The 17,860-nt window shown below is 67.6% G+C and carries 13 protein-coding genes; 9 read left to right on the top strand and 4 right to left on the bottom strand.

Going from position 1 to position 17,860, the window contains the following annotated elements; genetic code table 11:
* Window positions 1-197: 197 nt before the first annotated feature.
* Complete coding sequence (locus WKB25_RS20300; RefSeq protein WP_340572653.1) at window positions 198-1,082, bottom strand: energy transducer TonB; 885 nt, start codon at window positions 1,080-1,082, stop codon at window positions 198-200.
* On the bottom strand, window positions 1,082-2,029 hold the full coding sequence (gshB, locus tag WKB25_RS20295) for a glutathione synthase (protein ID WP_191078174.1): 948 nt from the start codon (window positions 2,027-2,029) through the stop codon (window positions 1,082-1,084). Before gshB ends, WKB25_RS20300 begins: the two co-directional genes overlap by 1 nt.
* A gap of 240 nt (window positions 2,030-2,269) precedes the next feature.
* On the opposite strand from gshB, the gene pilG reads away from it, so the two are divergent.
* The 7 genes from pilG to WKB25_RS20260 all read left to right on the top strand — a co-directional run bounded on the left by pilG (window position 2,270) and on the right by WKB25_RS20260 (window position 14,195).
* A complete protein-coding gene (gene pilG, locus WKB25_RS20290) occupies window positions 2,270-2,671 on the top strand; it encodes a twitching motility response regulator PilG (RefSeq protein WP_005418455.1) in 402 nt (133 codons plus the stop codon).
* A 17-nt stretch (window positions 2,672-2,688) separates the two neighbouring features.
* Entirely contained in the window at window positions 2,689-3,051 is a 363-nt protein-coding gene (locus WKB25_RS20285) for a response regulator (RefSeq protein ID WP_025877749.1), read from the top strand.
* Window positions 3,051-3,581, top strand: coding sequence for a chemotaxis protein CheW (locus WKB25_RS20280; protein WP_340572652.1), 531 nt, complete (start codon window positions 3,051-3,053; stop codon window positions 3,579-3,581). The genes WKB25_RS20285 and WKB25_RS20280 overlap by 1 nt, the downstream gene beginning before the upstream one ends.
* A gap of 41 nt (window positions 3,582-3,622) precedes the next feature.
* Complete coding sequence (locus WKB25_RS20275) at window positions 3,623-5,659, top strand: methyl-accepting chemotaxis protein (protein ID WP_340572651.1); 2,037 nt, start codon at window positions 3,623-3,625, stop codon at window positions 5,657-5,659.
* A 100-nt stretch (window positions 5,660-5,759) separates the two neighbouring features.
* Window positions 5,760-12,413, top strand: coding sequence for an Hpt domain-containing protein (locus WKB25_RS20270; RefSeq protein WP_340572650.1), 6,654 nt, complete (start codon window positions 5,760-5,762; stop codon window positions 12,411-12,413).
* Window positions 12,400-13,734 (top strand): chemotaxis protein CheB, encoded by a 1,335-nt coding sequence (locus WKB25_RS20265; protein WP_340572649.1) that lies wholly within the window; start codon window positions 12,400-12,402, stop codon window positions 13,732-13,734. The genes WKB25_RS20270 and WKB25_RS20265 overlap by 14 nt, the downstream gene beginning before the upstream one ends.
* Window positions 13,731-14,195 (top strand): chemotaxis protein CheW, encoded by a 465-nt coding sequence (locus tag WKB25_RS20260; protein WP_100553281.1) that lies wholly within the window; start codon window positions 13,731-13,733, stop codon window positions 14,193-14,195. Before WKB25_RS20265 ends, WKB25_RS20260 begins: the two co-directional genes overlap by 4 nt.
* Before the next feature lie 100 nt (window positions 14,196-14,295).
* On the opposite strand, the gene WKB25_RS20255 is transcribed toward WKB25_RS20260, so the two are convergent.
* The gene (locus tag WKB25_RS20255; protein ID WP_340572648.1) at window positions 14,296-15,033 is read right to left on the bottom strand and encodes a 16S rRNA (uracil(1498)-N(3))-methyltransferase; all 738 of its coding nucleotides are present in this window, start codon (window positions 15,031-15,033) and stop codon (window positions 14,296-14,298) included.
* Window positions 15,024-16,415 carry an adenosylmethionine--8-amino-7-oxononanoate transaminase gene (gene bioA, locus WKB25_RS20250; protein WP_340572647.1) on the bottom strand — a complete coding sequence of 464 codons (1,392 nt, stop codon included), beginning with the start codon at window positions 16,413-16,415 and terminating at the stop codon, window positions 15,024-15,026. Before bioA ends, WKB25_RS20255 begins: the two co-directional genes overlap by 10 nt.
* 77 nt (window positions 16,416-16,492) lie before the next feature.
* On the opposite strand from bioA, the gene nudE reads away from it, so the two are divergent.
* Both nudE and cysQ read left to right on the top strand, forming a co-directional pair.
* Window positions 16,493-17,056: an ADP compounds hydrolase NudE gene (gene nudE, locus WKB25_RS20245; RefSeq protein WP_340572646.1), complete on the top strand. Its 564-nt coding sequence runs from the start codon at window positions 16,493-16,495 to the stop codon at window positions 17,054-17,056.
* Window positions 17,053-17,856: a 3'(2'),5'-bisphosphate nucleotidase CysQ gene (gene cysQ / locus WKB25_RS20240; RefSeq protein ID WP_089236523.1), complete on the top strand. Its 804-nt coding sequence runs from the start codon at window positions 17,053-17,055 to the stop codon at window positions 17,854-17,856. Before nudE ends, cysQ begins: the two co-directional genes overlap by 4 nt.
* Window positions 17,857-17,860 lie beyond the last annotated feature (4 nt).

Here is a 17,860-nt window from a genome sequence, read left to right as displayed (position 1 = left end):
TTGCAGGACCGTTGGCGCCATGGATGGCGCCATCGAGCCCCCAGGGATGGGTTTACGGCGTGTCCTGCAAGCCCACACCGCCCCGCCAAACCGAACAGCCCAACCGCCGCTCTTGATCTCGCCGTTGCCGTTGCAGTTGTAGTTGTAGTTGTAGTTGCTGCCAGCGGGTCCCGGGCCGCAGGCCCGGGCAGAAACCCTTACCGGTCGTCGCGCAGTTCGCCACCCGGCAGGAACACCCATGTGCGCGTGACCTGCAGGATGTCGATCTGATCGTCGCTGTCGGGCAACGGCGGGAACGGCTGCGCCAGCTGGATCACCCGCAGCGCGGCCTCGTCCAGCAGCGGCGTGCCGCTGGACTTCAACACCCGACTGCTTTCCACGCTGCCATCGCGGCGCACCCCCACGCTGATCACCACCTGTCCCCCCAGCCGGCGCTGCCGCGCTTCGTCGGGGTAGTTCAGGTTGCCGACCTGCTCTGCGCGGTCCACCCACGCGCGAAGGTAATTGGCGTAGGCGTATTCGCGCGTACTGGCCGAAACGAATTTCCGGTTCGGGCGCTTGGCGTACTGTGCCGAACGCAGGTGTACTTCCGCCGCCAGCCGCGCCATCTCGGCATCGCGCTGTTCGCGTGCGGTCAATGGTGCATCCGGGGTGGGCTGCAACGGGGTAGGGCGCGACTGCGCCAGGGCCACCGTGTCCTGGCCATTGCGGCTGCTGACCACGCGCGCCTGCGGTGGTGGCACCGGCGCTGCCGACTGTTGCTGCTGCGGTACCGGGCTGATGCCCGATTGCGCCTGCGGCACGATGCCGGCCTGGTTGTCGCGTGGGCGCTGCGCACGATCATGTTCGCCACCGCCCTCCTGGCTGGCGGCAGCCAGGAAATCGGCCTGCTTCGGGGTCAACGCAGTGCGGGTCTGGCTGAAGATCACTTCCAGGGTCGGCACCAGCGGCGCGTCGCCTTTCACGGCAAAGCCGACCCCGAGGATCAGCAGGGCGTGCACCAGCACCGACAGGGCAATGGTCGCTCCCAGCCGCTGCGCTTCGCGCGGCGGCGGGGCGAGGACGGCAGGTGCGGCATCCATCAGTGCAGATCGGCCTCGATCGCGTCGAACAGGGTGCCGGCGATGTTCAGGCCGTACTGCGCGTCCAGTTCGCGCACGCAGGTCGGGCTGGTCACGTTGACCTCGGTCAGGAAGTCACCGATGACGTCCAGGCCGACGAAACGCATGCCACGGCGCTTCATCTCCGGGCCGACCTGGGCGGCGATCCAGCGGTCGCGTTCGCTCAGTGGCCGGCCTTCGCCGCGGCCACCGGCGGCCAGGTTGCCGCGGAACTCATCGCCCTGCGGAATGCGCGCCAGGCAGTAGTCGACCGGCTCGCCATCGACCAGCAGGATGCGCTTGTCGCCGGCGGTGATGTCGGGGATGAACTTCTGCGCCAGGGCCAGCTTGCGGCCGCCGTCGGTCAGCGTCTCCAGGATCACGTTCAGGTTGGGGTCGCCCTGGCCGCTGCGGAAGATCGAGCGCCCGCCCATGCCATCCAGCGGCTTCAGTACCGCTTGGCCGTGTTCCAGTGCGAAGGCCTTCAGTGCCTTGGCGTCGCGGCTGACCAGGGTCGGCGGGCAGCACTGCGGGAACAGCAGCGCGGCCAGCTTCTCGTTGTAGTCGCGCAGGCCCTGCGGGTTGTTGACCACGCAGGCGCCGGCGGCGGCGGCGACATCCAGCACCTGGGTGTCGTAGACGTACTCGGCGTCGACCGGCGGGTCCTTGCGCATCAGCACAATCTGGCCGGGGCCGAATTCCGTCCGGCTGAATGCGCCCAGCTCGTACCAGCCGGCCGGGTCGTCGCGCACCTGCAGGGGGGCGGTCCAGGCCACGGCCACCCCGCCTTCCAGCGCCAGCCCGCCCGGGCGCACGTAGTGCAGGGCATGGCCGCGGCGCTGGGCTTCCAGCAGCATGGCGAACGTGGTGTCCTTGGCGATCTTGATGTGGGCGATGGGATCCATCACCACGATGACGTTCAACGGCATGGGCGCACCTGTCAGGCAAGGCGTTGATGGTAGCGGCAACGCCGGCCGTGCGCCTCCCCGGCGATGTGCAACGCAGCGTCCCTTGCCGGGCTGCGCAGTGATTGCCAATCCGGTCACGTTCAGCCCGGCGCCACGCCCCGCGCCACGGACCGCCCTTGAAGCGGGCGCGGGAAGTGCGATATAGATACGCTTTCGCAGCGGCTCCCGCCAAAGATTGGGCCGTGCGCTTGGGGAATGGCAATGACTGAAAACACGACTGCGGGCGGGGAGCTCGCAGGACTCCGGGTGATGGTCATCGATGACTCGAAGACCATCCGCAGGACTGCGGAAACACTACTGAAGCGCGAAGGCTGCGAAGTAGTGACCGCGACGGACGGTTTCGAGGCTCTGGCCAAGATCGCCGACCAGCAGCCGCAGATCATCTTCGTCGACATCATGATGCCGCGCCTGGATGGCTACCAGACCTGCGCACTGATCAAGGGCAACCAGCTGTTCAAGGCGACCCCGGTGATCATGCTGTCATCCAAGGACGGCCTGTTCGATAAGGCGCGGGGGCGCATCGTCGGCTCGGAGCAGTACCTGACCAAGCCATTCACGCGCGAAGAACTGCTGGGTGCCATCCGCACGTACGTCAACGCCTGACCAGGGGGAAAGGCACAATGGCTCGTATCGTCCTGATCGAGGATTCACCGACCGACCGCGCGGTGTTCACCCAATGGCTGCGCCGTGCCGGCCATGAGGTGCTGGAAGCGGACAATGCTGAAGATGGCCTGCAGCTGGTCCGCGACCAGGTGCCGCAGCTGGTCCTGATGGACGTGGTGCTGCCGGGCATGAGCGGTTTCCAGGCGACCCGGGCGATGGCCCGCGACGCCGCGATCAAGCACATCCCGGTCATCATCGTCAGCACCAAGGCGATGGAAACCGACAAGGCCTGGGGGCTGCGCCAGGGCGCCGCCGATTACATCGTCAAGCCGCCGCGCGAGGAAGAACTCATCGCCCGGATCAACGAACTGGTGGCCTGATGCGCTCGCCCTTCGACATTCTTGAAGCCTACGAACGGCGCAGCCTGGCCCACGCGGTGCAGATGCCCGGGCGGCAGTTCGCCCAGGACCTGTGGCGTGGCGTCGGTTTCCGTGTTGGCCAGCGTCGGCTGGTGTCCGATTTCCGCGAAGTGGTGGAGATCGTGCCGATGCCGCCGGTGACCCCGGTGCCCTGCGCGCAGCCGTGGCTGCTGGGCGTGGGCAACCTGCGCGGCAATCTGTTTCCGGTGGTCGACCTGAAGTACTTCCTGGAAGGTGCGCGCACCGTCCAGCAGGAAGGCCAGCGCGTGCTGATCATGCGCCAGGCCGGTGGCGACGTCGCCCTGACCATTGACGAACTGTTCGGCCAGCGCAGCTTCGAGCTGACCCAGCAGATCGAGGCCGGTTCACTGGCCGAGGGACGCTACGGCCACTTCGTCGATCGCGCTTTCCATGCCGATGGCAACGACTGGGGCGTGTTCTCGCTCTCGCTGCTGTCGCGTACCCCTGAATTCCGGCAAGCCGCGGCCTGAGGCCGGGCGTCGCCCCCTGCATTGAAAATCGAGGTTGAACGATGAGTACTGCTTCGGATGCCAACAAGTCCGGCAAGCTGCGGCTGGGCGGCAGCAACCTCTGGCTGGCGCTGCTGGCGCTGTCGATGATCCTGTTCGGTGTGAACACCGGCGTGTCCACCTGGCAGGGCAGCCGCCTGGCCGATGCCGGTTCCAAGGCCGCGGATCTGCAGGTGCTGTCGCAGCAGCTGGCCAACCAGGGCCGTGACGCGGTCGGCGGCAACGCGCAGGCCTTCACCGCCTTCAAGGCCACCCGCAACGCGATCGAGCAGAACGTGTCGACCCTTCAGGGGCGCTACGGCAACGAGCCGGGCGTGTCGCGGGCGATCTCGACCCTGGCCGATACCTGGGCGCCGCTGGGCAAGCAGGCGGGCCAGCTGGTGGCCAGTGAACCGGCAGTGCTGGCCCTGGCCGGCAACGCCAACAACTTCTCCGGTGCGGTGCCGGGCCTGCAGGCCCAGTTGAACGAACTGGTGCGTGCGATGTCCGCCTCCGGCGCCCCGTCGTCACAGGTCTACAGTGCCCTGCAGCAGGTGGTGGTGGCCGGTTCGATGGCGCGTCGCGTGACTGAAATACGCGCTGGCGGCACGGCCGCTGCCGCTGCCGGTGACGCGCTGGCCCGCGACATCACTGTGTTCTCGCAGGTGCTCGATGCGCTGCGCAATGGCAACGAGGATCTGGGCATCACCGCCGTGCGCGGCGCTGCCGCCGTTGCGGCGCTGGAGCAGTCGCAGCAGAAGTGGGAGGCGATGAAACAGGACGCCGACGCGATCCTGGCCAGCTCGCGCCAGCTGTTCGCCGCGCAGTCCGCTGCCGCCACGCTGGGCCAGGGTTCGGCGAAGATGCTGACCGACAGCCGCAAGCTGTTTGAAGCCTTCTCCTCGTTCGGTTCGGTGTCCGACACCCGCCTGTTCCCGAATTTCTGGATCGGCGTGGTGTCCGGTGCACTGTCGCTGATCGCGATCATCGGCTTCGTCTCCACCAACGTGCGCAGCCGCTCGCGCGAACAGGAACTGCGCTACCAGACCCAGGTGGAGTTCAACAGCCGCAACCAGCAGGCGATCATGCGGCTGCTGGATGAAATCTCCTCGCTCGGTGAGGGCGACCTGACGGTGAAAGCCTCGGTGACCGAGGACATGACCGGCGCGATCGCAGACGCCATCAACTACGCGGTGGATGAACTGCGCCATCTGGTGACCACCATCAACGACACCTCGGCCAAGGTCGCGCTGTCGACCCAGGAAACGCAGGCAACGGCGATGCAGCTGGCCGAAGCGGCCGGCCACCAGGCCAACCAGATCACCTCGGCGTCGGACCGGATCGGCGAAATCGCCGCCAGCATCGAGCAGGTATCGCGCAACTCGGCCGAGTCGGCCGACGTGGCACAGCGTTCGGTGGTGATCGCCGCCGAGGGTGCCGGCGTGGTCCGCGAGACCATCCAGGGCATGGACCAGATCCGCGACCAGATCCAGGAAACCTCCAAGCGCATCAAGCGCCTGGGTGAGTCGTCGCAGGAGATCGGCTCGATCGTGGAACTGATCAACGACATTTCCGAGCAGACCAACATCCTGGCGTTGAACGCGGCTGTGCAGGCAGCGTCGGCCGGTGAAGCCGGTCGCGGTTTCGCGGTCGTGGCCGACGAAGTGCAGCGCCTGGCAGAACGTACCTCGGGTGCGACCCGACGCATCGAGAACCTGGTCCAGGCCATTCAGGCCGATACCAACGAAGCGGTCACCTCGATGGAACAGACCACCGCCGAAGTGGTGTCCGGTGCGCGCCTGGCCGAAGACGCCGGTACCGCACTGACCGAGATCGAGCGCGTGTCCAACGCACTCAACACCCTCATCAAGAACATCTCCATCGCCGCCCAGCAGCAGTCGTCGGCGGCGTCGGACATCACCCGCACGATGGGCGTGATCCGCCAGATCACCGGCCAGACCTCGCAGGGTGCCGGGCAGACCGCCGAGTCGATCGGCCACCTGGCGCAGCTGGCGGCCGATCTGCGTCGTTCGGTCGCCGACTTCAAGCTGCCGGCGTGACACGGGCAGGGCGGCGAGCAAGGAACCAGTCGATGAAGCATTTCCATTTCCCACGCCAGGATCCGCGCGACCGTCGCGCGGCGGCGACCGGAGCGCATCCATGAGCAGCCTGCGCGATGCGATGAGCCACGCGGCCCTGGGCTGGGTCAAGCCCGAGCTGGACGAGACCCTGCGCCTGGTGCGCAACGAGGTCGAGTACTTCGCCGAAGACCCGGGCGACAGCAGCCGCATGCGCATCTGCGCCGGCTACCTGCACCAGGTGCAGGGCACGCTGCGCATGGTTGAACTGTATGCACCGGCGATGGTGGCCGAAGAGCTGGAACAGCTCGCCATTGCTGTCGGCAAGGGCGAGGTGGCCGAGCGCGATGAGGCCTGCGCTACCCTGATGCGCGGCAGCGTGCTGCTGCCCGATTACCTGGAGCGCCTGCAGAACGGGCACCGTGACATTCCGATCGTGCTGCAGCCGCTGCTCAACGAGATCCGCGCCGCCCGTGGCGAAGCGCTGATCAACGACAGCGTGTTGTTCGCGTTCGCGCCCGATTCGGTGACCGCCACCGAAGCGGAACTGGACCATGCACGCGGCAGTCTCAGCGGCCGCAACCGCGAACTGCTGGATACCGTTGGCAACGCGGTCAAGGAAGAACTGCTGCAGGTCAAGGACGCCCTGGACCTGCACCTGCGTACCGACGGCTCGCCGCAACAGCTGCAGGAGCAGGTGACCAAGCTGGGCTCGGTGGCCGATACGCTGGGCATGCTCGGCCTGGGCGCCGCGCGCGGCGTGGTCGTGCAGCAGCGTGATGCACTGCGCGGGGTTGTCGAAGGCCGTCAGCAGATCGACGAAGACATGCTGCTGGATATCGCCGGTGCGCTGCTTTACGTCGATGCATCGCTGGACGACCAGGTTGCACACCTCGGTGCCAGTGGCAGTGGCCAGGATGATCCGAGCGCGGTGGAGAACCGGCGCACGGTGGAAGTGCTGGCGCACGAGGCGATCGCCAATTTCGCCGCCGCCCGCGAGCATTTCGTCGCTTTCATTGAGACCAGCTGGAACCACGCGGAACTGCAGGACGTGCCACGCCTGCTCGGGGATGTCTCCGGCGCATTGCGCATGCTCGACCTGGGCACCGCCGCCGACTACCTGCGCGGCGTGCAGCAGTACATCGAAGCCGAACTGATCGGTCGCCAGCGCGTACCCAGTGGGCGCCAGCTGGACACCCTGGCCGATGCCATGGCCAGCCTGGAGTACTACCTGGAAGCGCTGCGCGACCGCCGTCCGGGTCGCGAGGACATCCTCGACATCACCCGCAGCAGCCTGGAAGCGCTGCGCTACTGGCCGCTGCCCGAGCGTGGTGTGGCCGCAGCCGAGCCGGTGCAGCCGGTCGAGCGCGAAGCCGTGCCCGTGCCGGCCATGCCGCTGCAGATCGAACCGATGGACATCGCCGTGCAGGCCGCCGCGCCTGCTCCCGGTGACGTGCCGGCCGCGCTGCCCGAGTTCACCTTTGATCCGCTGCCGGAGGCCCCGGGCGCCGACAATGGCCTGATGTTTGGATCGCTGGCTACGCCGGCTGTCCCTGCCGAACCACGCGACACCCCGGCGCCACTGCTGTTTGCCGCCTCCAGCGCACCCGCGCCGGAAGTGCCGCAATGGGAACTGGGCGGGTTCGACGCGCCGGCAGGTACGGCTGCCGAACACAGCGACGAGCGTGCACCGACGTTCGCCAGCTTCGATCCGGTCAGCTTCGATCCGCTGTCCGCCGAACAGTCCAACACCGCTGCCTGGACGTTGTCCGAAGCGCCGGTGCTGGAACACGGCGACGCACAGGTAGCCACCGTGGACGACAACGATGACGCCTCCCTGGCGACGTCGTCGGACGAGGCGCCGCTGGATGCGGTCATTTCGCCAGCGTTCGATCCGGTTGCCGCCGAACAGGACGGCCAGCCGCCGCTGAACGACGATGTGGTGTTCCGTTTCGACAGCAGCCTGCTGGACAACGCCGATGACGTGCTGTCGCTGGAGGCGATGGAAACGCTGTCGCTGGACGACGAACAGGAGTTGCCTGCGACGCTGGAGCTCGTTGACGCAGTTGCGGTACCGCAGGCCAACGATGGCCTGACCGTTGCCGAATTGACCGACGCCACCGCCGAGACCGAGGCTGAGGCTTACGTCGAACCGGTCGCTGATCTGCGCGCGTCCGAAGACCTGTCTGCATCGGCGGCTGTGCCGACCGTGGCGCTGGTCGATGTGGATACCATCGCGCCGATCGACTTCAGCGAGGCTGATGCGCAGTTCTTCGCAGAGCTGAACGCCGCCGCCGCCGACTTCAATCCCCAGGCCATGCAGGCGACCGTCGGGTCGACCGAAACCGTACCGCCGGCCGTGGCCGAGGGCGGGTTCGATGCGGGTTTCGACGACGATGCCGAAAACATCGACCAGGACATCCGCGAGGTGTTCCTGGAAGAATTCGACGACGAGCTCGGCAATCTCGGCACGCTGCTGCCGGCCTGGCGCATGCAACCGGACAACATGGATAGGCTGCGGCCGATCCGGCGCATCTTCCACACACTGAAGGGCAGTGGCCGCCTGGTCGGCGCGCGTACCCTGGGTGAGTTCGCGTGGAAGATCGAGGGCATGCTCAATCGCGTGCTCGATGGCAGCCGTGCGCCCACTCCGGCGGTGCTGGCGATGGTCGATCACGCATACACGGCACTGCCGCAGTTGAACGCGGCCCTGCGCGACGGCCAGCGGGTCAGCGTGGACCTGCAGGCGATGCAGGCCATCGCCGATCGGGTGGGTGCAGGCGAAGAGACGTTCTACGTTGCGCTGCCGGGCGCTGCTGCACCGGCGCTGGTGGCAGCGGCCGATGCTGTCGAGCCCGTTGGCAGCGCCGAGCCGGTTGTCGATGTCCCGGCAGAGAGCGCTGTCGAAGCGGCGGGTACTCCGGCCAACATCGACAGCGTGCTGCGCGAGATCCTGGAAGCCGAGGTTGAACTGCACCAGGCCACGCTGCAGGGCTGGTTGCGCTCGGCGCAACAGGCACCGCAGCCGGTCAGTGATGCACTGCTGCGTGCGGTGCACACCATGAACGGCGCCTTCGCGATGACCGAAGTGCCGGAAATCACCGCCGTTACCGGCGGCGCCGAGTCGTACATCAAGCGCGCGCTGGCCGCCGAGGTGGTGCCCGGGCATGACGCCGTGGCGGCCCTGGACGAGACCGCGCAGGCGATCAACGCGACCATGGATGCGCTGCAGGCCGAGCAGCCGCGGATTGCGTCGCAGGCTGAACTGGCGCAGCGCCTGCAGGCGCTGGCCGGCGAGCTGCCGGAAGCACGCTGGCCGATGACCGGGCTGGACGTCGAGGATGAGGACGAGGACGACCAGCTGCTTTCGCTGGTCGCCGCTATCGATACCGATACCGATGTCGTCGTGTCGGCGCATGAGGTCGGGACCGAGCCGGAAGCCGAGCGGGATACCGATGATGTCGATGCCGACGTGCTGGATGCAGTGCAGGTCAGCGAGGACGCGTTGAGCGACGCGGGCCTGGAGTCCGCTGAGTTGACCGGCAGCGATGATCTGTCGCGCTACTTCGACCCAGGATGGCCTTCGATGCCGGACGCCCCGGCACCGGAATCGACGTTGGAAGTGGCTGCTTCCACGCTCGTCGGCGCGGGGATCGATGCCGGGCCGGCAGTGCCAGCATCGGAAGACGCTGCGCTGGAAGACGCCGCGTTGACTGCGGTGGACGATCTGTCGCCGTATCTGGACGCCAGCGCGCTACCGGTTGACGACCGCGACCTGGATGTCGCAAACGACCTGAATACGCCGCCGCCGTTCACACCTGAAACGGCGGTGGATGACGACGCTGCTGCAGTGCCACTCGACAGCGAGCTGTCCAGCCTGCAGGATGAAATGGCTGTGCCGGGCTTCGCAGACCCGGTCACGCTGGAAGCCGCGCTCGAGGCCGGCCTGCACGTGATCGACGAGGAGCAGGGCCAGGACGAAGACGGGCAATGGCCCGTGCTCGGCCTGCAGGCCAGCGAACTCGCGCCTGGCGAGGCGGAAGCCTTTGCCGAGGATGCGGACGTCGGCGGGGAGGCGGCGGTCGGTGAAGGAGAGAGCACCGACCAGCCGTCCCCGGCGACGGTGGAAGACGTCGAGTCCACGGACTCGACGCAGGAAGCCGTTTCGCCCTCGCGTTTCTTCGAACTGGAAGATGCTCCGGGCCAGGCTGCCCCGGCGGACAGCGGCATGATCGTGGTGCCGATCGCGATGGAGGCTGCGGCGATCGACGCCGAACCTGTCGCCATCGACAGCGCCGCTGCGGTGGTGCCGGCGGACACTGCTCTGCTCGACGCCCAGACTGAATCCGAGACCGAATCCGAATCCGAAGACAGCGCCGACCTGCTCGACTTCAGCGTCTATGACCGCGAGCTGGTCGACATCTTCGTCGAGGAAGGCAAGGACCTGCTGGATCATTGCGATGGGCTGATCAGCGAACTGCGCGAAGCGCCGCAGGACCGCGAAGCACTGGCCGGCCTGCAGCGCGATCTGCATACGCTGAAGGGCGGTGCGCGCATGGCGGGCATCAACGCCATCGGCGATCTCGGCCACAGCATCGAATCGTTGCTGGAGGCTGTGGCTGGCGGGCGTACCGAGATCGAACGTCGTGATGTGCAGTTGCTGGAACGTGGTTTTGACCGCCTGCACCAGTTGCTGACCCGCACTGGCGAACACCGCGTCGTCGAACCGGCACAGGATCTGCTCGACGCCTTTGAAGCCCGCACGACAACCGACATCACCGCTGCCAGCGCAGCTGCGGCCAGTGACGCCGTGGTGGCAGAGCAGACTCCGCAGGTCACTCCGGCCGTGGCCGTGGTCGATGCCCCGCTGTCGGCACCGTTGCCGGTGGAAGGTTCTACCGACGAAGACCCGCTGGCCCGTCCGCAGCAGGAACAGGTGCGTGTGCGCGCCGACCTGCTCGACCGCCTGGTCAACCACGCCGGTGAAGTGGCGATCTACCGTTCGCGCCTGGAACAGCAGCTCGGCGCCTTCCGCGGCGCGATGGGTGAGCTGGAACGCACCAACGCGCGTCTGCGCGACCAGCTGCGTCGCCTGGACCTGGAAACCGAAGCGCAGATCGTTGCCCGCTACCAGCGTGAGCAGGACCAGGCCGACCACAAGTTCGATCCGCTGGAACTGGACCGTTTCTCCACCCTGCAGCAGCTCAGCCGCGCGCTGAACGAGTCCGCCGCCGATCTGGGTGGCCTGCAGGGCGTGCTGGATGATCTGTCGCGCCAGTACGATTCGCTCCTGCAGCAGCAGTCGCGTGTCAGCTCGGAACTGCAGGATGGCCTGATGCGCGCGCGCATGGTGCCGTTCGACGGCCTGGTGCCGCGCCTGCGCCGGGTGGTCCGCCAGGCCGGCATGGACACCGGCAAGCAGGTCCACCTGACCCTGGAAGGCACCCACGGCGAACTCGACCGCAACGTGCTTGATCGCATGGTCGCGCCGCTGGAGCACATGCTGCGCAATTCGGTTGCCCATGGTCTGGAAGCACCGGAGCAGCGTCGTGCCGCCGGCAAGCCGGAAGAGGGCGAAATCGCCATCCGCCTGCATCGTGAAGGCTCGGAAATCGTGCTGGACGTGGCCGACGACGGCGCTGGCCTGGATCGTGAGGCGATCCGCCGTCGCGCCATCGACCGCGGCCTGCTGCCTGCCGATGCGCAGCCGAGCGAGCAGGAACTGGACAGCCTGATCTTCGCCTCGGGCTTCTCCACCGCCGACCAGGTCAGCCAGCTGGCGGGTCGTGGTGTCGGCATGGACGTGGTCGGCAACGAAGTGCGCCAGCTCGGCGGCTCGGTCGACATCCAGTCGGTACGTGGCCAGGGCGTGCGTTTCACGCTGCGCCTGCCGCAGACGCTGGCGGTCACCCAGGCGGTGTTCGTGCAGATCGGCGAAACCACCTTCGCAGTACCGGTGGCGTCGGTCAGTGGTATCGGCCGGCTGTCGCACGAGCGCTTCGAAGCGGCTGACAGCAGCTACCGCTACAGTGGCGAAGACTATCCGCTGTACGACCTCGGAAGTCTGGTCGGCCAGGCCCCGGCGCGCGCCGACGGCCAGGCCCAGGTACCGCTGCTGCTGGTCCGCGCGGGCGACCTGCGCGCCGCCGTTGCGATCGATCAGGTGCTGGGCAACCGCGAAGTCGTGGTCAAGCCTGTGGGCCTGCAGATCGCCTCGGTACCGGGCATCTACGGCGCCACCATCACCGGCGATGGCCGCGTGGTTGTGATCCTGGACGTGGCTCCGCTGGTGCGTCGTTTCCTGGCCAACCCGACCGCGCCGGTGCTGGTCAATGCACCCCGCCAGGAACGGCAGGTGCCGTTGGTGATGGTGGTGGACGATTCGCTGACCATGCGCAAGGTCACCGGCCGCATCCTGGAGCGTCACAACTTCGAGGTGAGCGTCGCCCGCGATGGCGTCGAAGCCCTGGAACAGCTGGAAGAGCGCGTTCCAGACCTGATGCTGCTGGACATCGAAATGCCGCGGATGGACGGCTACGAGCTGGCTACCGCAATGCGCGCCGACCCGCGCTACAAGGACGTGCCGATCGTGATGATCACCTCGCGCAGCGGCGACAAGCACCGCCAGCGCGCCTTCGAAATCGGTGTGCAGCGCTACCTGGGCAAGCCGTACCAGGAGCTGGACCTGATGCGTAACGTGTACGACTTGTTGGGGATTGCCCGTGTCCGTGAGTGACCTCGATCCGGTTCCGGCCGTAGCCCTGCTGGCCCGCCCGGGCGCGGCGCGTGAGCGCCTGCGCGAGGCGTTGGCCCATGCCGACGTGCAGATCGTGCTGGAAGACGATCCCATCACGCTGGAGCCGCAGGCGCTGCATGATGCACGCCCGCAGTTCGTGGTGATCGCGCTGGAAGCGGCCATTGAAGATGCACTGGAGCGCCTGGAGCCGGCGCTGTCGGCGCCCGGGCTGACCCTGGTGTTCGACGAGGCTGAACTGGCCGCGCGTCGCGATGGTTGGGAAGCGCAGCGCTGGGGCCGTCATCTTGCCGCCAAGCTGCACGGCCACCAGCAGGTGCTGCCGCCGGGCGCCGAGGACGAGCCGGCATTGCAGCTTGAGCCGGGCCGGCCGTCGACGCCGCCGGTGCCGAAGGAAGCCGCGCTGCAGCCGCACCTGGAACAGGCCCGTTCGTGGGCCGACGACGTGCCGGCGGATGGCCTCTATTCGCCGCCGGCACATCTACTACATGAGCCGATCGCGCTGGAGCAGGCGCTGGCGGCGCTGCAGCCGGTGCTGCCGGAGACAGCGACGCTCGCTGATGCAGCGCCGGCACCGCCGCCGGTGCCGGCAGCTCCACCGACGGCGTTCACCGATCACACGGCCTGGTCGCTGGTCGACGAGGCCAGTGACGCGCCGGCAGATCCGCGTGTTGCTGCGACGGTTGCGGCGCCGGAACCGGCGTTCGACACCGAGCATCTTTCACTGGTCGATCTGGACGCCGCCGCACCCGCAGGCAGCCGCGCCGGTGCGCTGCTGGTACTGGCCGGTATCGGCGGTCCCGATGCGTTGCGCCGCCTGCTCGCGGCACTGCCCAGCGGGCTGGCCGTGCCGGTGCTGGTGCACATGCGCCTGGACGGTGGCCGCTACGGCAATCTGGTCAAGCAGATGGCGCGCGTATCGCCGCTGCCGGTGCAGTTGGCCGAAGCCGGCCAGCGTGCCACGGCGGGCGAAGTGCATGTGCTGGCCGATGACATCGGCGTGCACGCCGCCGCCGATGGCCTGTATTTCCAGACCGAAGCGCAGGGCATTTCGATTGCCGCGTTGTCGGCCGAGCACAGCGCGCTGGTACTGCTCAGTGGTGCCGACCTGGCTCATGTCGGCCCGGCGTTGGACCTCGCAGCCGCCGGCGCCTGGGTAGCCGGGCAGGTGGGCGAAGGCTGCTACGACCCGGCTGCGGCGACGGCCGTGGTCGCCGCCGGCATGGCGGCCGGTGAACCGCAGGAACTGGCGCAGGTGATCGCCGCGCGCTGGGGCCTGGATGACGACGGAGATGCTGCATGAGTTACGCCAGCAATGATGAGATCCGCGGCGTCCTGATCTCGGCCGGTGCCGAGCGGGTCCTGCTGCCCAATGCAACCGTGGCCGAGATGATGTCGCGGGTACCGGTGCAGGCGGTGGCCGACGCTCCGCGCTGGCTGGTGGGTGAGATCGGCTGGCACGGCTGGCAGGTGCCCCTGGTGTCGTTCGCACGGCTCTCCGGGTTGGGCGAAGAGACGGTAGCCGGCCACAACAAGGTGGTGGTGCTCAAGACCCTCAGCGGCAATCCGGAGCGTCCCTACTACGCGCTGTTGACACAGAGCTTCCCGCAGCTGATCTCGGTACCGCGCGATGGCCTGCTGGCCGACGCGTCCGAGGAAAACCTGCCCGACATCGTGCACATGCGCGTGCTGCTGGGTGAGCAGAGCGCGCTGCTGCCGAATCTCGACGCACTGGAAGCCGCGCTGGATTCGCTGACGGCCTGACCGGAATCCGCCGGGCATGGCCCGGCGCTACCGCAGGCGTTCCGGATATCGGGTAGCGCCGGGCCATGCCCGGCGAGCGCAGCGGCCACCGGACCGAGCCTTATCCCAGATCGCCCAACCGTGCCTGCAATGCCGCGATCGCGGCCAGGCCTGCGGTTTCCGTGCGCAGGATGCGTGGGCCCAACTGCAGGCCCTGGAAGCCTGCGGCCGCCAGCTGCTCACGGTCACGCGGCGACCAGCCACCCTCTGGGCCGATTGCGATCACCACGCCGCCGGCCGGTGCAGCCTGCAGTGTCGACAGCCGGTGCTTTCCCAACGGATCCAGGGTCAATCGCAATGTATCGGCTGGCAGTGCCGCGCTCGCCTGTGCCAGCGACTGCGGCGGCCCTACCTGCGGAATGCGCGCACGACCGGATTGCCCGCAGGCCGACTGCACCACGTTGTTCCAGTGCGTCACGCGCTTTTCCGCGCGCGCTGCATCCAGCTTCACCTCGGTACGTTCGGCATTCACCGGCACGATGGCACTCACCCCCAGTTCGGTGGCCTTCTGCAGGATCAGGTCCATCTTCTCGCCGCGTGCGATGCCCTGCAGCAGGGTGATGGTCAGCGGCGATTCGTTGGTGATCGGCTGCACCTGGTCGATGCGCACCTGCACTTCGCGTTTGCCCGCCAGCGTCAGCGTCGCGGTGTAGTCGTGGCCATCGCCGTTGAACAGCACGCAGGTGTCACCCTCGCGCAGGCGCATCACCCGCACCAGGTGGTTGGCCGTCTCTTCCGGCAGGGTCACGGTCTGGCCGCTGTGCAGCGCCAGGTCGATGGGGCAGCGGGTCACGCGCATGCAATCGCCTCGTCGATGGCTGCCAGCGTCGTATGTGCCAGCAGCTCCAGTTGTTCGTCGTCCACGCAGTACGGTGGCATCCAGTACAGCACGTTGCCCAGCGGGCGCAGCACCACGCCGCGCTTCAGCGCCGCCCTGTAGGCATGCAGCCCCAGCTTCAGCGCCGGATCGAAGGGCGTGCGCTTGTCGCCGTTGCGGGTCAGTTCGAAGGCCACCACCATCCCGGCCTGGCGCACATCGGCCACGTGTGGATGGTCGGCGAACGGTGCGGCCAGGGTCCCCATCACCGAGGCGATGCCGCGGTTGCGCGCGATCACATCGTCGTCGCCAAAGATGTCCAGCGTGGCCAGCGCCGCCGCACAGGCCAGCGGGTTGCCGGTATAGCTGTGCGAATGCAGGAAGGCGCGTTCACGCGAATCATCAAGGAACGCGTCGTACAGCGCCTGCGTGGCCAGCACCGCAGCCAATGGCAGGAAACCGCCGGTCAGGCCTTTGGACAGGCACAGCAGATCAGGCATCACCCCGGCCTGCTCGCAGGCGAACATCGTGCCGGTGCGACCGAAGCCGGTGGCGATCTCGTCGGCGATCAGGAAGGCGCCATGCGTGTCGCACAGTTCACGCACGCGCTGCAGATAGGCCGGATCGTACATGCGCATGCCACCGGCGCACTGCAGTCGTGGTTCCAGGATCACCGCGCAGATTTCGCCCGGATGTTGGTCGAACAGCGTGGCCAGGCCGTCGGCGGCCTGGCGTGCGCGGTCGGCCGCACTCTGCCCGGGCTCGGCCAGGTAGGCGTCGGGCGAGGGCGCGAACAGGCCCTCGGCCAGCAGCGGCGCATAGACGCGGCGGTACAGCGGGATGTCGGCCAGTGCGAGGGCACCCAGCGTCTCGCCGTGGTAGCCGTTCTCCAGCGAGACGAAGCGCGTGCGCCGGGTCTCACCGCGGTTCTGGAAATACTGGAAGGCCATCTTCAGCGCCACTTCGACCCCGGCCGAGCCGTTGTCGGCGTAGAACACCTTGGCCAGCGGCGCGCGGCCGGGCTGGCGCGGCGCGAGGGCCAGCAGGCGTTCAGCCAGGGTGATCGCCGGTTCATGGCCGAAGCCGGCCAGCATCACCTGTTCCAGCTGCCCGGCCTGGGCGGCGATGGCACCGCCGATGCGCGGCTCGGCATGGCCGAACAGGTTGGTCCACCAGCTGCTGACGGCATCCAGATAGCGGTTGCCGTCGTGATCGATCAGCCAGGCGCCCTCGCCGCGGGCGATCGGCACCAGCGGCAACGTGTGCGGATGCTCGCGCATCTGCGTGCACGGGTGCCATAGGACCTGGAGGTCGCGTTGCCGCCAGTGCTGGACCAGCGGAGAGGGGGTTGGGTCTGCTAGCATTTCGGGCTCATGAACATGTTGCTGCCTGCACATTCTATCGGCCTCGGCGCACGCGCCGGCTGCCACGGAGATTCCGCGTGAACGATGACCGCGCCAGGCGTCCTCTGCCGATCATCCATCGGATCACCGACGAGGAGAACGGGCCCTTCCAGCGCCAGCACCTGGACCTGGAGTTCTCCAATGGCGAACGCCGCCGCTTCGAGCGCCTGGTCAGCCGTGGCCATGGCGCGGTGGTGGTGGTGCCGATGCTCGACGATGAAACCGTGCTGCTGGTGCGTGAATACGCGGCCGGCATGCATCGCTACGAGCTTGGCCTGGTCAAGGGCCGGATCGATGCCGGCGAAACGCCGGAGCAGGCCGCCGACCGTGAGCTGAAGGAAGAGGCCGGCTATGGCGCACGGCGGATCGACGTGCTGCGCGCGATGACCCTTGCACCGACCTACATGAGCCATCAGTCCTGGCTGGTGGTCGCGCGCGACCTGTATCCGGAGAAGCTGGCCGGAGACGAGCCGGAGGAGCTGGAAGTGGTGCCGTGGAAGCTGGCCGATCTGGAACAGCTGATGCTGCGCGAGGACTTTTCCGAAGGGCGTTCGCTGGCGGCACTGTTCATCGCCCGCCAGTGGCTGCAGGGAGCACGATGATCAAGCTGACCACGGAACTGCGCGAGACCGCGATCGCCATCGCCCAGGAAGCCGGGCAGGCCATCATGCAGATCTACAGCAACGGTTTCGACGTGACACTCAAGGATGACGACAGCCCGGTCACCGCTGCCGACCTCGCTGCCGACCGGGTGATCCAGCAGGGGCTGCGCCAGCTGACCCCGGACCTGCCGATCCTGTCGGAAGAGTCGCCGCTGGTGCCATGGGAGCAGCGTCAGCACTGGGGCGCGTACTGGCTGGTCGATCCACTTGATGGCACCCGTGATTTCGTAAAGCGCAATGGCGAGTTCAGCGTCAACATCGCGCTGATCTACCAGGGTGCGCCGGCCTTCGGCGTGGTCCAGTCGCCGGTCACCGGCATTGTCTGGCACGCGATGCGGGGCGAGCTGGCGTATCGCCGGCAGGGCGTACATGACACCGTGCTGCGTACCCGTACACCCGCGACTGCGCCGCTGCGGGTCGCCGCCAGCCGTTCGCATCGCTCAGCCGAGACGAATGCGTTGCTGGCCCGCATGGGCGACATCGAGACTGTGGTGCAGGGGTCTTCGCTGAAGTTCTGCCGGATCGCCGAAGGTGGCCTGGATGTCTATCCGCGGCTGGGCCCGACCTCCGAATGGGATACCGCTGCCGGCCAGTGCGTGCTGCACGCGGCCGGTGGTGCGGTGCTTTCGGTCGGTACCGGCAAGCCGTTCCGCTACAACCGCCGGCCGACGCTGTTGAACGGTGAGTTCATGGCGCTGGGCGATACCAGCCTGCCGTGGCGGGACTGGTTGTCCGATTGATCCT

This window comes from Stenotrophomonas sp. G106K1, assembly GCF_037969685.1.
In the GTDB taxonomy this organism is placed as follows: domain Bacteria; phylum Pseudomonadota; class Gammaproteobacteria; order Xanthomonadales; family Xanthomonadaceae; genus Stenotrophomonas; species Stenotrophomonas lactitubi.
Note: the sequence above shows the minus strand (reverse complement) of the source record. Positions and strands in the feature narration are given on the sequence as shown.

Excerpts from the sequence above, each read along its gene's own strand:
- WKB25_RS20300 (WP_340572653.1), bottom strand. The coding sequence starts at position 1,082 with ATGGATGCCGCACCTGCCGTCCTCGCCCCGCCGCCGCGCGAAGCGCAG.
- gshB (WP_191078174.1), bottom strand. The coding sequence starts at position 2,029 with ATGCCGTTGAACGTCATCGTGGTGATGGATCCCATCGCCCACATCAAG.
- pilG (WP_005418455.1), top strand. The coding sequence starts at position 2,270 with ATGACTGAAAACACGACTGCGGGCGGGGAGCTCGCAGGACTCCGGGTG.
- WKB25_RS20285 (WP_025877749.1), top strand. The coding sequence starts at position 2,689 with ATGGCTCGTATCGTCCTGATCGAGGATTCACCGACCGACCGCGCGGTG.
- WKB25_RS20280 (WP_340572652.1), top strand. The coding sequence starts at position 3,051 with ATGCGCTCGCCCTTCGACATTCTTGAAGCCTACGAACGGCGCAGCCTG.
- WKB25_RS20275 (WP_340572651.1), top strand. The coding sequence starts at position 3,623 with ATGAGTACTGCTTCGGATGCCAACAAGTCCGGCAAGCTGCGGCTGGGC.
- WKB25_RS20270 (WP_340572650.1), top strand. The coding sequence starts at position 5,760 with ATGAGCAGCCTGCGCGATGCGATGAGCCACGCGGCCCTGGGCTGGGTC.
- WKB25_RS20260 (WP_100553281.1), top strand. The coding sequence starts at position 13,731 with ATGAGTTACGCCAGCAATGATGAGATCCGCGGCGTCCTGATCTCGGCC.
- WKB25_RS20255 (WP_340572648.1), bottom strand. The coding sequence starts at position 15,033 with ATGCGCGTGACCCGCTGCCCCATCGACCTGGCGCTGCACAGCGGCCAG.
- bioA (WP_340572647.1), bottom strand. The coding sequence starts at position 16,415 with ATGCTAGCAGACCCAACCCCCTCTCCGCTGGTCCAGCACTGGCGGCAA.
- cysQ (WP_089236523.1), top strand. The coding sequence starts at position 17,053 with ATGATCAAGCTGACCACGGAACTGCGCGAGACCGCGATCGCCATCGCC.